Origin of the sequence: uncultured Psychroserpens sp., from assembly GCF_947494225.1 — a bacterium.
Lineage (GTDB): Bacteria > Bacteroidota > Bacteroidia > Flavobacteriales > Flavobacteriaceae > Psychroserpens.
In genome coordinates, this window is sequence record NZ_CANLUG010000005.1 from 1 (window position 1) to 15,080 (window position 15,080).

A 15,080-nucleotide genomic window follows, 5' to 3' on the forward strand; every position below is an offset into this window, starting at 1 on the left:
TCGCGGATTTTCTATTCGGTTTTTATTTGCTAAATTAGTTACTTAAACACGCCACTAATCATACACAAACACGTTAGGCAACATTTCAGCACAACCAAATTAAATTATCAACATAAATTCTAATGAAGAAAATAATTTATAAAAATGAGTATGAAGCGATAATTAAAGAAATAGAATTGCCAGTGGATGAATACTATTCTGAACCAAATGATATTCAAGGGAAATATAAAACTCGAGAAATTTATAAAAATGAAAAACTCAACGAGTATATCATTTTCAACGAAAGCAATAAAAGTCGAATCGAAATACTCAACAATGTAGGTTTACAGGAAATAAAAATTGCTATAGGACAGAGAGAATATTTAGGGGATTTTAGACATGAAAAGTTATATCACTATAACAGCAATAAAATTTTAGAAACTATTATTAATTTAGTTTATGACAATGAAAATAATGTAATAGTTTCAAGTTTTACTGATGATATTGAAAGTGAAATTCCATACTGGAATGGAACTTCTAAATACTATTATGATAAATCAATTAGAGCAAATGATTCGTTATTTGAATGTTACTACAATGACAACGGCGAATTAATTCCTATAACTATTGACGTAGAAGAATTAGATTTAGGCGACCATGATGGAGCTTGGATTTATAATGATGCAGATGGAATTGAAGATTTAATGAGAATATTTAATATGCCAAAGTATCTTGCTGAATTTTATGTTAGTTCTGAATTAATACCCGAAAAAACGTTGCCTAACAATGTGTATAATTAATTGCTCTGGCAAGTGCTTATTTGGAAAATTCCTTCGGAATTTTCTATCGTTCGTTTTTGTTTACTAAATTAGTTGCTGAAACACGCAACTAACCATACACAAACACGTTGTGGGTAATTTACACTCGATATGAAAAGAATACTAAAATTGATGTTTCTGACAGTTGGAATAATTTGTTTTATGCGATGCCAAGAAAAAGTGAACATATCGAATGGAATTGCATTTAATGGAAAACCTAAAATTGATTCTGACACTCTAAAAAATTTGGACAGTTTAGATATTGATTTTCAATTAAGAGGTAATTGCTATGCATTTAGCAGTCAAAAAAACGCTAAAGAATCAAATGGTGAAGCTCATTCGGAGAATATACCTAAGTCTAATAAAGGAAAGTTTGAAAAAGATTTATTCGGACTTTATTTGAGCGAAATCGAACTTCAAAAAGTATATGAAACATATATTGGACATACTCTTTATTTAATCAACACTACTGACAAAAATATTGACTTATCAGCACAAGACAGTCGGCTTGATATAAAAACAGAGATTAAATCTCATATCGGAATATGGACAGAAATCACTTATTTACCTTCAAGTTGGTGCGGAAATAGTTATCATACTATAACTCTTGGTACAGACGAGTATTGGGAATTTGTTCAACCAGTATTTAAGGGAAGTTTCAAAACAAAGCTTCGCTACAAATTGGAATTTGAAGATAGAACAATTGTTTCCAATGAAATAGTTGCTTTTATTAATCCAGAACAAATGGATAAAGACAGAAAGGAAGGCCATCAAGCGAACAACATAATGGATCCTTACAATGAATAAAAACTACCCACAACAACGTGTATAGTCAATTACTAGTACAGCTTGCACTCGGAAAATCCTGCGGATTTCCCTAATGGTTCGTTCTCTTTTGCTATCTTAGACCTAGCCATCGTAACAAACCATACACGAACACGTTGTGATTAATAATGCCAGACTTCTGGGACTTCCCCGTATTGATTGCAAGTATCGAAATTTGTAGACGAAGGTCAGTTCTCTAAAACTCATACGCCATAGTTGACTTTACCACAAGATTTTTTCCACTCAAGCTTTCGATTAAAATCGGATGAGAGTTTTACTCTCACATACGAATTTTGATTCGCATTAAAGCTTGAAAAAGGTAGTCTAAAATTTTTACAAAGTCAAGTAAATCAAGTTGTTATTATTTTAAAGCACGGAATTACTTTGCGCAACAAAGACGCTAGCTTGCTTTAAAAATAACGAACCATATCTAATGATATAGTACATGATTTTAAAACCATCAATACGCGGAAAGATCTTGCCCATGTAGCGTCTGTCATTCCTACGCAATTTGGGATATTTCCCAAAGAAATCTCCAAATTACTAAACACAACAGCGCATATAAAATATAGCTAGGCTATTTTTTGATCAATTATTTTTGTTTATTTATAAGATCAAACTAAAACTCAGAAGTATATGACTTTGTAGTCGCTACATTTCATATACGAACACGTTACCTGTAATTATGACAAAAATCTCTCTTAAGATATTATCTCTGATTCTAATGTTTACTGCTTTATCATGTAAAAAAGAACTTGAAACATTGATAGAAACTGATTACAAAGTAATCGAATTCGAATACGGATTTGATAATTATATGAACAATTTTAGATCTGAATCTGATCCGTTTATCATTAAGGAAAGAAACATTGTAATTATTAATACAAATAAAGATGGAATGGTAACAATTGAGGATAGTTTTGTTGAAGACAGTTTAATTACTACGGAACTTCTAAAATATATAATTCCAAGTCCTGAAAACGAAAAAATGCCAATTACAATTGAAAAAGAATTTGAGCTTTCTGGAAAAGTGATAGTTAATAAAAACCTGATTATTCTGGCTAAGTTTAATGAAAAATTGGAGTATGAAAAGTATCGCAATATTAGAAAAAGTATTTATTCCGCATACAATAAAGCTCGAAATGAGTTTTCAATAAAGAAATTTGATAAGAACCTAATGGAATTAATAAATTCGTCTGAAGAAGATGATATTACAAAATGGAGAGAAATTAGACAAGCAATTCCAATTCAATACACAGAAATAGTGCAATGAAATAACTACAGGTAACAACGTGTATATTTAATTGCTAGTTCTGTGTGTACTCGGAAAATCCTACGGATTTTCCTCTGGTTCGTTTTTGTTTACTAAATTAGTTGCTCAAACACGCAACTAACCATACACAACAACGTTACCTACAATATGAGAAAATCACTTCTTTTAATATTAATAGCCTTTTCAATATTGTGTTGTAACGATAAAAAGAAAACCGAACCTTTAACTTTTGAACAAGCAAAATTGGAATTAGCAGATTATAGTGAGGAAGATCAAGAAAAAGAATATGAATTCTTAAAAAAAAACATATTTAACGGATTGAAAAACCTTAATGACGGATTCGACGCTGAATCTATATATTATTTCTCAGAATCAGATTTTGAAATTGTACTCAACCGAATCGAAAAAAACGGAATAGCAATTTATGGAATCGAACCTTGGTTTGACGGAGATTATTACGGAGTAAAAGTTGCTGAAGAATATAATAGCTTGGCTACAAATCCGAATTGGTATAGAAAAGCATTCTCAGAATTCAAAAAGAGCGGAAAAGGATTAATGTATGCTGCAAGTTACGGAGTACCGAAGGAATTATTTGAGGAATAAAATACTGTAGGTAACAACGTGTATAGTCAATTGTTCGGTCTGTGTGTACTCGGAAAATCTTACGGATTTTCCTCTGGTTCGTTTTCTTTTGCTAACTTAGTTCTTACCAACGCGATCAACTATTAAAGCTAGTAGATTTTTGCTCGACATTTTGAAAAAATGACGCCAGCAAAAACGAACTAGGGAAAATAATCACCGAAGGTAAACCATACACGAACACGTTGGCAACAAGCACAAAAACATTGTGAAACAAGACTTTAAAAAATACATTGAATCTTATATCGAGTTATTCCCTGATTTAAATTCAGAAGAGATAGTTTTTTTAAAATCATATCTTACAATAGAAGAATATTCTAAAAAGGGCTTTTTATTTAAAAGTGGAGAAGTTCAGAAAGAGATCGGGTTTATATGCAAAGGGCTCTTGAGAAGATATTACATAAATGAAAAAGGAAATAAAATAACAACTGGATTTATAAATGAAAATAAGTATGCAACCGATTACCCAGCTTTTATAAGACAAATTCCCTCAAAATACTTTATTGAATGCCTTGAACCATCAATAATTATAAAGTTGCCTTATGATAAAATTCAAGAAGGATATGACAAATTTAAACTTAGTGAAATGTATGGTAGATTGATAGCTGAATATGTTTTGACTGTACAAACCGATAGAGTAGAAAGTTTTTTATTCAAAAATGCTGAGGAAAGGTATCTTGATTTTATTCAGCAAAACAAAGACATCATCAACAGAATTAGTTTATCTCATTTAGCATCACATTTAGGTATAGAAAGACAATCTTTAAGTAGAATTAGAAGTAAACTTACCAAAAAATAAATATGTCACAAATGTGACAGGTACTTATTAATTTAAAGTTCCACCTTTGCTTTATCAAATTCAAAAATATTATTAAATGATTTCAAAAAAAGCAAATAGTAAGTTTATTTTAATACTATCATTCCTATTTTTCACTCTAGTTTCATGTGGTCAAAGTATTAATAAAACAGAGGTTTTTCATAAAAATATTCAGGAAAAAACAGACATAATTTTTGATAGTCTAGTAAAAATACGTCAAGATTTACATAAAAATCCTGAAGTATCCGGAAAAGAAATAGGAACTTCAGAAAAAATAGCTAAACACTTATTATCATTAGGTCTAGAAGTAAAAACTGGAATTGGTGGTTATGGTGTTGTAGGTATTTTGGATACAGGTAAAAAAGGAAAAAACATTGCATGGAGAGCAGATATGGACGCTGTATCGGTTCATCATAATTCTGAAAAAAATGCATCAAATGACAGTAAGGCACATCATATATGTGGACATGATGTAAACATGACTGTCGCACTTGGTATTGCAAACGTATTAATGAGCCAAAAAGAACAATTGTCAGGAAAAGTATATTTTATTTTTCAACCAGCTGAGGAATCTTATACGGGAGCAAAGGCCATGATTGATGATGGTTTATTTGATATTATTAATCCGGATGAAATTTATGGTTCACATATTGGCCCTATGCCAACAAATATAATCTCGACAAAACCAGAGTGGATGTTTGCTGATTATAAAACAGTTACTATTTCCTTCAAAAATTCAAATAAAAATGAAGCAATTATAAATTATAGTAAAAAACTTATTATGGAACTTCAAAATGTAGCCCCAGATAGTAAGTTTTGGAATCCTAATAATTTAGGAGATCCTAACATTGGATTGGCAAGCCCTAATACTATTTTTAAAGATTTTCTTTTTGTAAATGAAAGAAGTTTTAAAGTTACTGAAACCAAGAAAGAAGTAACTATTTCAGCATATTTTGGAGCAAGTACAAAGGACAAGATAAACTCTGTAATACCGCAGTTGAAAGATAAAATAAATCATTCCAAGTATGCTCGAAAATTAATCGATGTTGTTTATTCTTACCAACGAGCAAACCTATACAATGATAAAAATCTTACTGAAAAATCTTTAGCACATATCTCTAAAACTTTCGGTGCAGAAAATATCATCCTGCTATATGGAGAAATGCCTGATTATCGAGGTGATGATTTTGCTTATTTTCAAGAGCATGTACCTGGAGTCTATTTTTATTTAGGAGGTTCAAATTTTGAAAAAGGAATCATTTCAATGCCACATCTACCTAATTTTAAAATTGACGAAAACTGTATCAAAACTGGTGTTAACTACTTTTCTTCATTGATAATAGAAAGGCTTTTTGATTAAAGAAAAAGCCAGTTGCCAACAACGTGTATAATTCATTGCTAGTACAGGCTTACATACGAAAATCCTCGCGGATTTTCTATTCGGTTTGTATTTGCTAAATTAGTTGCTGAAACACGCAACGAAATCATACACGAACACGTTAGTCACCATAAAATTTAAAAAATGAGAAGAACAATCATTATAATTATTCTGACAATTCAAGTAGGTTGTAAAAACAGTAATGAGACGAATATTAAGTCTGAAAAATCTGTCATCACTGAATTAACGAAATGCAACTACAATAATGAAGCAATTACTAAATATCACATTCTAACTAATAAAGCTGAAATTGAAATTTGTGACGGTAATTTTGAAAAAGCTTCAAAATATTATTCATTGGCATTTAGAGAAATTAAAAAACCTTTTGGTCATGATGTTTATAATGCTGCACTTTCAAATCAACTCTCTAATAATTTAGATGAAAGGAATATAAATCTGCAACTACTTATAAATAATTCTGATGATTTAAGTTTGCTAAAGTCAATTTTTGTCAACACATATATAGATGAAAACCTTTGGAATTCTTTTATAGAGAAAAGGACGACTGAATATGACTCAAGATTAAGGAATGAATTCAAATCAATTTGGGAAAGAGATCAATTATTCAGACCAATGTATGATACTCATGATGACACTATTCAAGCTAATCGAATAATAAATATGAACAGGATACTTTCAATAACTGATTCTATTGGCTTCCCTTCTCAGATAGAGCTCGGTTTTAAAAAATCCTTAAGAGGGCAAAATCATGATGTGGTTTTAGTTCATACATCTCAAAGAAGAAGCAGCAATAAAAACATAATTGATCTTGAACCAATTCTTTGTAAGGCAGTAAATGAGGGACGATTTGATCCTGAACAAGCAATCTCTTATCTGCATTTTCAAAATGATAAAGACAAAAGAGATTTTGAAGTTTACTCAACTTGGCAATATAGACATAACTTGTTGCCAGATTCTTTAAATAACAAAATATGGCTTGTAAATTTGAATAAGGAAAAATATGAGCATGCTAATGAAATAAGAAAAAAATGGAATGCTGATCAATTAGATGACATTGCAACAAAATCTGATTTTATTTCGAGAAGCAACATTCCGTTCATATTTACATCAGTTATGACATTCATTGAAAATATGCCAACAGATCTTACTCTGGAAGAGGCCTTGGAACAATATCAAATGACTACTTCAGATAAAAGACCATTTGAAAAGTCAAAAATACGGTAACTAACATCGTGTATAGTTAATATGACTAAGAAAATTCCTCATATTTCATTTGAATCAAAATTTCCAGAGATAAAAGGGATAGAAATATTTCCTATCGAAAACTTAATTGAAAGAAAAACACAGTTAGACCATAATCCTGAAAAAGCTCATCAGTTAGAATTTTATATGTTAATTTTCTTTACTAATGGAAAGTCAAAACATCTTGTAGATTTTGTTTGGCATGAAGTAAAAGAAAACACTGTTATTTATTTAACCAAAGGGCAAATAAATGCATTCCACTTTAAAAAAGAGATGAAAGGGTTTATGTTACTTTTTACAGAAGAGTATTTTAATGCTCAATTAAATAAATTGCCAAATGATACAATTATAAGATTGTTTACTTCTCATTTATTTTCTCCCAAAGTACAAATTCCCGATAATTCAAATGTAGGTGATTATATTCGTTTTCTCTTTCACGAGTTTTATAAAGAAGAAGGTACATTTAATAGAAAAAATATTATTAACAATTTATACAGCATTATTTTTTCTAAACTCGAATCATTAAAACAATACCAAACATTTTATTTAAAAGATTCTGACAAACTAAAGACATTTTTGAATTTTAAGACTTTGCTAGAAAGAGATTACCACAAAAGCAGAAACGCAGATTTCTATGCTTCTCAACTACATATAACATACAAGCATTTAAACTCTATTTGCAAAGAAGTTATAAATCAAACAGCAAAGCAATTTATCGATGGATTTATCATTCTTGAAGCTAAAAGAAATCTTATTAACTCCTCTATTAAAAGTACAGAGCTTGCATACTCAATGGGATTCGATGAATCAAGTAATTTTGTAAAGTACTTTAAAAAACACACAAGATTAACCCCAAATAAGTTCAAAAAACTACACAAATAGATTTACAGGTTCGATATTAACCTATTTTTATCTGAAATTAACATACACATCTTTTCTTTCCTCCTTTAAATTTGCAGTGTAATTAAAACCAAAAGGCATGAGATCTTTAACTATTATTTTATTGGTATTAATCACAGTAGCATGTAATACCAAAAATAAAAGCAACACTAAAAAAGTAGAAAAAATGGAAGCAAAAAAAATTCAAGTAATCGGGAACAAGTTCAAAGTAAACTTCGGAGAAGGTTTTGTGTTTGAGCTTAATTTTCATTCAGAAACTAAAATGACATGGACACCTTTACAGGGTGATGACAAACAGCCACATACAGAGGACATTACAATGGTAGAAATCAGGCCTAACGTTTATATGATATACTGGAAAGAAGAAAGTGGTAACAGAATAGTGCACGTAGAAGATTTTGAAAATGAAATTGCACATACTAACATTGCAATACCAGATGAGGAAGGGACTTTTTACCATTTAAATGGACCACTTACATTAATTAAATAGATTAAAAATGAAATCAGCGTTAGCAGCATGCATCATAATTTTAACTTTTAGCGCATGCAAAACAGAACAGAAAAAAGAAGAACAAACAACTAAAAATCAAGAAAAAATGGAACTATCAAATAAAGAAAAAGCAATAGCACTATTAAGAAGTTTTGAAACAGGAGACTCTCAACCTGTAAGTTATATTAATCCGAACAAATATGTTCAACACAATTTAGCAATAGGAGATGGTTTGGCTGGTTTTGGGGCAATTATGGAGAATGCACCAGAAGGTGGTTTTAAAGCAAATGTAGTAAGAGCATTTCAAGATGGAGATTATGTATTCTTGCATACCATATATGATTTCTTTGGTCCAAAAATAGGTTTCGATGTATTTAAATTTGAAAATGGCTTAATAGTAGAACATTGGGATAATTTAGGTGATGTAACACCTCCTAATCCAAGTGGTCATTCACAAGCAGATGGGACAACAGAACTAAAAGATTTAGATGAAACAGAAGCTAACAAGGCTTTAGTAAAAGATTTCATTTCAACAATATTAATGAAAGGCGAGATGGATAAAATTGGAAATTTTATTGAAGAAGGCAAAGAAAACTATATTCAACATAATTCTGTAATTGGTGACGGTTTATCAGGATTGGGTCAAGCATTAGAAGGAATGGCTAAACAAGGTATATCAATGGGATATACTACTATTCATAAAGTATTAGGTGAAGGTAATTTTGTGTTAGCAATAAGCGAAGGCGCTTTTGCTGGAACACCAACATCATACTACGATTTATTTCGTGTGGATAATGGAAAAATAGTTGAGCATTGGGATGTTATGGAGTCTATTTTACCAGAAGCTGAGAGGAAAAATAGCAACGGAAAATTTAATTTTTAAAATACTACCTACAACAACGTGTATAAGTAATAGCGATTTGAATCTTAATTCAAGTCGCTATTCTTTTTTATTTTGTATTTTCCTTTCCGAAAAGTAACGCATTTAAACTCGCTACTACTCATACACGAACACGTTAGGTGCAATTATAAATGGAATATAATATGCTGAATAAAAAGAATTTGATTTTTGTTATTATTGGAGCAATGATTTTTTTAATATTCGCATGTAATTCTGATCAGAAAACATCTCAAAATGAAGTGACAACAGAGACCGCTTCAGAACCAAATTCAAATATTGAGCAAATTTGGCCAAATAACAATGAATCAAAAGAGTTCAAAATTGATTCTTCGGACTTTAAGATATATGCATCTAAAGAAAATTTGGGAATTAGACTTGAAAAATCATCAAGTTATAATAGCCAATTGAATAAAATCAAAATGACACTTACTACAATCTCAGAAGAAATTGATTTAAGAGAATTAAAGAAGGTAATGATTCAACCTTTAAACTATGAACTGTTGTCTAATATTGCTTCGGTATCCGAGATTCAATCAGAAATGATTCAGAGAGATGGAAAAGTCAATTCAATGAAAACGGTTTCACCAAATGCGTATAAATCAGAATATTTAACTGAAATCACGAATATATTTCAACAATTCGAACTTGAACCATTTGATTATTATATTGACAAATGTCGAGGTGAAGAAATCCAAGGAGATTCAGCATCATATACTTTAAGATGTGCATCGATAGGATTTAAACTAAGAAAAATTGAATAAAAATAAAAGCACCTAACAACGTGTATAGTTAATAGCTGGTTCCAGAATTACTCGGAAAATCCTACGGATTTTCCTCTGGTTCGTTTTTGTTTACTAAATTAGTCCTAGCCTACACGATCAACTATTAAAGCTAGTAGATTTTTGCTCGACATTTTGAAAAAATGACGCTAGCAAAAACGAACTAGGGAAAATAATCACCGAAGGTAAACCATACACGAACACGTTGGCACTTATTATAAATTCATACTTACTACGACAATTTTATTAATAATTTAACTACTTGTGCTTACTAAATGACATAGATTTGAATTTAATTTAAAGCCTAGTTGAAATGACAATAAAAAAACTATGTATATTTTTTTCTATATGCTATTTCTGCACAAATATATATGCACAAACAGTAAATAATTTAGGGGTTAATTATACAATTCATTCAAAAAGTTTAAATGAAGATCGACAAATTCAAGTATTTGTCCCTGAAAGTTATAAAACAACAGATAAAAAGTACCCAGTATTATACATCTTAGATGGTCAAAGGTTATTTCCTTTTGGAGTAAGCCTTTTAAAATCTAATACTCATTTTCAACTGACACCAGAATTTATTATTGTAGGAATTACAAACAAATATCCTGATAGATTTGGGCATTTTATTGATATAGAAAAAAGATTCTTAAAATTTATCGAAGAAGAAGTCATTTCTTATATTGACAATAGTTATCGAACTTCTGATAAACGTATATTATTTGGTTGGGAATATGGTGGAAGTTTTGTAGTTCAGACAATGATGGATAAACCAGATCTTTTTGATGCTTATCTTGCCGCCAGCCCTTTTCCTTTGGACAATAAAATTGAAGAACTAGATAATTTTCTTTCAAATAATCCGAGAATTAACAACATGTTATATTTTTCAGTAAGTCCATATGAAAACCAAGTTAATATTGGAACCAAAAAATTGGATAGTTTGCTAAAATTGAAAGCTCCTAAAACACTGAATTGGAATTATAAAGAATTAGAAAATGAAGAGCATCTTTCTACACCTTATTCAACTATTTATTTCGGTTTAAAAAAGTTTTATGGCTACTATCCAGAATTACAATTCAATAGTCTTGAAGAATTTACAAAAGCAGGTGGACTAAATTATGTTAATGAGTATTACAAAAAAAGAGCTTTAGATTATGGGTTTTCAAGTAACCTTTCCGATTGGACAATGTTTAGTTTAACAAGAAACGCGATAAGAGCAAAAGACTATAATCAATTTGACATATTTATAAATGAGTTTAAAGAAACAGGGTTTCTTGAAAGAATAAGAATAAATCGTTCTTGTTTAATTGCAGAATACTATTTAGAAAATAAACAATACGATAAGTCCATAGAGATATTTAGTCTCCTAGCAGATAAATATCCTAATTCAGAATTACCACTCATAGGATTAGGAGATAATTATAAATCACTTCTGAATAATAAAAAAGCTTCTATGTATTACAGAAAGGCTGAAAAATTATTTAAAAATAAATCTAACTAAATAATAATAATAATAATAATAATAATAATAATAAGAGCCAACAACGTGTATAAGTTATAGCGATTTGAGTTTATATTCAAGTCGCTATTCTTTTTTATTTTGTAATTTACTTTCCGAAAAGTATCGCAAATAAATTCGCTACTACTCATACACAAACACGTTGGCATTCATATTGACAAAGAACACGAAAGAAAAAAATGAACAAAAAAAATAGTGTATTTATCGCAACAAGTTTAGATGGATTCATCGCTGACAAAAATGGCGGAATAGATTGGCTTCATACAATACCAAATCCTAATATGGATGATATGGGATACGTAGAATTCAATAACGATATTGATGCACTTGTTATGGGAAGAACAACGTTTGAAACTGTGTGTGGATTTGATGTCGATTGGCCTTACGATAAACCTGTATTCGTATTAAGTAACAAATTAAGTGAGATACCTGAAAGTCATAAAGGAAAAGCGTTTTTAGTTAAGGGAACTTTAATAGAAATTTTAGAACATATTCACGAAAAAGGTTTTAACAGATTGTACATTGACGGAGGAACTACAATAAGAAACTTTCTGAAAGAAGACTTAATTGACGAAATGGTGCTTACAACGATTCCTGTTTTATTAGGTGGTGGATCTTCTTTATTCTCTGAACTTCCAAACCAATTGAATTTCGAACTGGTTGAAACTAGAACATATTTGAATCAAGTAACACAAAGTCATTATAAACGAAATAAATAAATACGAAATGCCAACAACGTTTACAATCAATTGCTCGGTTATTGCCTACTCGGAAAATCCTACGAATTTTCCTCTGGTTCGTTTTCTTTTGCTAAATTAGTTCTAGCCAACGCAACGAAATCATACACAAACACGTTGGTAAACATTTGAATTAAAATTAAAACAAAAATTTTATTTATAGCATTTGTACTTTTTCATTCCGTCTTCAGTTAAATACGGGAAGATCAAATTATTTACATAAACTACGTATTTGTTTTTTAAATTTGGATTTAGAAAATCATCAGCATTAAGGTTCATAAAGAAAAAAGTACGCATCGCACCACTTAAATCCATTAAATAATCTAAATCGTTGTCGGTTAGTTCTTTTCTCAATAAATTTTGAACTTGTAGCTGTTTTAATATGTTTAAATATCCATTTTTTCTAGCATTATTATCTTGTTCTATCTTTAAAGAAAGAGCTGAATAACTTCTCTTAATTTCAATAAAATCAACATAGAAAAATAAATATTTTAATGAGATTTCAAAAGTGATTTTTGGCGCGTCAAGTATGCTTTTCAATAAATTACCGAAATCAAAAGTCTTAATAATTTCCACCGTTTCTTTTAGCATATCTTCATATAAACTAAGTATTAATTGATTTTTCGTTTCGAAATGATAGGTAACATTACCATAGCTAATAGAAAGTTCTGTAGCGACTTCTCTTAACGTTACGTTTTTAAACCCTTTTATATTAAAAAGTTCTCTAGATATATTCTTAATCTTGTCTTTTGTCTTCATTATTACATAAAATTAGGTCATTTGGACTAATTTTAAAATTATTTAGATATCTTTGCTTTAAAATATATTCAAAGTGAAATCAATATACAAGAATAATCAAGCAAAAATTGATTTAATGAATCTTTATGATAAAAAATTAAAAGATTTGCAAATTGATTTTGAAAACATAGATATTGACACAAAATTTGGAAGAACAAGAGTTGTAAAAGCAGGCAACTATAGTGGAAAACAAATTGTAATGTTTCATGGTTATAATGCAGGATCACCGATTACTTTAGAAGCAATAAAAGACATATTAAACAACTATTGTTTTTATGTTATTGAAACTGTCGGACAGGCAACCAAAAGCGAAGAGTCAATCATCAATATTAATGACGATTCTTTTGCGCTTTGGGCAGATGAAGCATTGGAAAAGTTAGAAATACAAAAAGCAAATGTTATCGGTATATCATATGGTGCTTTTATAGTTGGAAAAATAATTGTCCACAAACCTCAACGAATAGAAAAATGCATTCTTGTAGTTCCAAGTGGAATTGTTAATGGAAATGTTTGGAAGTCAACAAAAAAATTAACCTTTCCATTAATTAGATGGAAAATCACTAAAAAAGAGAAGCATTTAAAATCTTTTTTAAGCGCATTTGTTCCTGTTGAAAATGATTTTTTATATCAAATGTTGAGTTTAATCATGAAAGGTGTAAAATTAGACACAAGACTACCTAAACTGCTAAAAACTAAAGACGTTGAAAATTTTACAGCACCTGTTTATGTAATTGCAGCTAAAAATGACGTTTATTTTCCTGGTGAAAAAATTGCGCGAAGGTGTAGGGAGCTGTTCTCAAATTTAAAAGAAGTCCATATTTTAAAAAATTCAAAACACATGCCCTCTAAAGATACGTATCCTATTATTCAACAAAAAATAGAGGAATGGATCAACTAAATATTAAGGTGTTATAACAGTGAATCTAGCCGAAAATAGCTTGAGGGTTTTTGCATAAATAACCACAACGAATACGTTGACAAACAGTTGAAAATATCATGAATTACAAATTTTATTTTTTATTATTATCATTAATCCTTGTCAGTTGTAATAACAACCAAGTTAATTATAAAAAAATCGCTTCCTTTCAAGATCATTCCATTAAAAATTTAGAAATCTCGGCAGATAAAAACACACGTGTTCTACTTATTTTTCCTCATGCGGATGACGAGATTACTTGTGTTGGACTTACTTCTTATCTGAAATCGAAAGGAGCGAAAATCCATATGTTAACTCTAGGGCACAGCTCAGAAACCAAAATAAATGAAACTAGAATTGAAGAATTAAATTGTTCGGCAACTAAAATGGGTGTCGAAAAGTTAGAAATAGCGGGTCTAATTATTAACAAATGGGATGATATAATGAATGATAACATTTCATTTTGGTATGACAAAAAAGACAGCATTAAAGCTATAATTTCAGATAAGATAAAAAGGTACAAACCTCAAATATTAATAACATACGATACTGAAATTGGTGGATACGGTCATCCTGAACATCGAATATCTGCACAATTAACTGAAGAAATATTTCATGAAAAGAAAAGTGATTCTACACTTTATCTTGAGAAAATTTATCAATTTAGCTTACCAGAAAAATTAGAAAATTTCATGCTAAGTAATATTCCTGCTTATGATTATTCAAAGAAATTAACAAATAGTGAAGGTCTTCCAAATCCAGATGTTGCGCTTAATATAGCCGATTATTGGAAAATAAAGAATGACGTCGCTCTTTGTCATGAATCTCAATTTAAAATTTTGAATAAATTCCACATGATAGCCAAAAAAGGTGAGTTAAAAAATCATTCAGAGGCATTTAGCAAAGAATACTATACTGTTATAGAATAAACGATTTGCCAACAACGTCTATAATTAATTGCCTGATTCTAGACTACTTAGAAATTCTTTCGGAATTCCCTCTGGTTCGTTTTCTTTTACTAATTTAGACCTAACCAACGTGATCA

General features: G+C 29.9%; 16 protein-coding genes. 15 read left to right on the forward strand and 1 reads right to left on the reverse strand.

Features of this window, described 5'->3' with window-relative positions:
• Positions 1-122: 122 nt before the first annotated feature.
• The 13 genes from Q0893_RS12035 to Q0893_RS12095 all read left to right on the forward strand — a co-directional run bounded on the left by Q0893_RS12035 (position 123) and on the right by Q0893_RS12095 (position 12,303).
• Complete coding sequence (locus Q0893_RS12035) at positions 123-779, forward strand: hypothetical protein (RefSeq protein WP_299275892.1); 657 nt, start codon at positions 123-125, stop codon at positions 777-779.
• A gap of 180 nt (positions 780-959) precedes the next feature.
• The gene (locus Q0893_RS12040) at positions 960-1,604 is read left to right on the forward strand and encodes a hypothetical protein (RefSeq protein WP_299275895.1); all 645 of its coding nucleotides are present in this window, start codon (positions 960-962) and stop codon (positions 1,602-1,604) included.
• 703 nt (positions 1,605-2,307) lie between these two features.
• Positions 2,308-2,895: a hypothetical protein gene (locus Q0893_RS12045; RefSeq protein ID WP_299275898.1), complete on the forward strand. Its 588-nt coding sequence runs from the start codon at positions 2,308-2,310 to the stop codon at positions 2,893-2,895.
• Positions 2,896-3,042: 147 nt separating this feature from the next.
• Positions 3,043-3,498 carry a hypothetical protein gene (locus tag Q0893_RS12050; RefSeq protein ID WP_299275901.1) on the forward strand — a complete coding sequence of 152 codons (456 nt, stop codon included), beginning with the start codon at positions 3,043-3,045 and terminating at the stop codon, positions 3,496-3,498.
• Positions 3,499-3,742: 244 nt separating this feature from the next.
• Positions 3,743-4,333 (forward strand): Crp/Fnr family transcriptional regulator, encoded by a 591-nt coding sequence (locus tag Q0893_RS12055; RefSeq protein ID WP_299275904.1) that lies wholly within the window; start codon positions 3,743-3,745, stop codon positions 4,331-4,333.
• A 76-nt stretch (positions 4,334-4,409) separates the two neighbouring features.
• Entirely contained in the window at positions 4,410-5,711 is a 1,302-nt protein-coding gene (locus tag Q0893_RS12060; RefSeq protein ID WP_299275907.1) for a M20/M25/M40 family metallo-hydrolase, read from the forward strand.
• A 162-nt stretch (positions 5,712-5,873) separates the two neighbouring features.
• Positions 5,874-6,974 carry a hypothetical protein gene (locus Q0893_RS12065; RefSeq protein WP_299275910.1) on the forward strand — a complete coding sequence of 367 codons (1,101 nt, stop codon included), beginning with the start codon at positions 5,874-5,876 and terminating at the stop codon, positions 6,972-6,974.
• A gap of 21 nt (positions 6,975-6,995) precedes the next feature.
• Positions 6,996-7,874 carry a helix-turn-helix domain-containing protein gene (locus Q0893_RS12070; protein WP_299275913.1) on the forward strand — a complete coding sequence of 293 codons (879 nt, stop codon included), beginning with the start codon at positions 6,996-6,998 and terminating at the stop codon, positions 7,872-7,874.
• A 97-nt stretch (positions 7,875-7,971) separates the two neighbouring features.
• Positions 7,972-8,382: a MoaF N-terminal domain-containing protein gene (locus Q0893_RS12075; protein WP_299275916.1), complete on the forward strand. Its 411-nt coding sequence runs from the start codon at positions 7,972-7,974 to the stop codon at positions 8,380-8,382.
• Positions 8,383-8,389: 7 nt separating this feature from the next.
• A complete protein-coding gene (locus Q0893_RS12080; protein WP_299275919.1) occupies positions 8,390-9,265 on the forward strand; it encodes a hypothetical protein in 876 nt (291 codons plus the stop codon).
• Positions 9,266-9,426: 161 nt separating this feature from the next.
• Positions 9,427-10,044 carry a hypothetical protein gene (locus Q0893_RS12085; protein ID WP_299275922.1) on the forward strand — a complete coding sequence of 206 codons (618 nt, stop codon included), beginning with the start codon at positions 9,427-9,429 and terminating at the stop codon, positions 10,042-10,044.
• A 331-nt stretch (positions 10,045-10,375) separates the two neighbouring features.
• The gene (locus Q0893_RS12090) at positions 10,376-11,566 is read left to right on the forward strand and encodes an alpha/beta hydrolase-fold protein (RefSeq protein WP_299275925.1); all 1,191 of its coding nucleotides are present in this window, start codon (positions 10,376-10,378) and stop codon (positions 11,564-11,566) included.
• A gap of 197 nt (positions 11,567-11,763) precedes the next feature.
• The gene (locus Q0893_RS12095) at positions 11,764-12,303 is read left to right on the forward strand and encodes a dihydrofolate reductase family protein (RefSeq protein WP_298903476.1); all 540 of its coding nucleotides are present in this window, start codon (positions 11,764-11,766) and stop codon (positions 12,301-12,303) included.
• A 171-nt stretch (positions 12,304-12,474) separates the two neighbouring features.
• Here the strand turns inward: Q0893_RS12095 and Q0893_RS12100 are convergent, their stop codons facing one another.
• Entirely contained in the window at positions 12,475-13,080 is a 606-nt protein-coding gene (locus Q0893_RS12100) for a TetR/AcrR family transcriptional regulator (protein WP_299275930.1), read from the reverse strand.
• A gap of 73 nt (positions 13,081-13,153) precedes the next feature.
• On the opposite strand from Q0893_RS12100, the gene Q0893_RS12105 reads away from it, so the two are divergent.
• A complete protein-coding gene (locus Q0893_RS12105) occupies positions 13,154-14,017 on the forward strand; it encodes an alpha/beta hydrolase (RefSeq protein WP_299275933.1) in 864 nt (287 codons plus the stop codon).
• A 98-nt stretch (positions 14,018-14,115) separates the two neighbouring features.
• A complete protein-coding gene (locus tag Q0893_RS12110; protein ID WP_299275936.1) occupies positions 14,116-14,964 on the forward strand; it encodes a PIG-L family deacetylase in 849 nt (282 codons plus the stop codon).
• Positions 14,965-15,080: the final 116 nt, after the last annotated feature.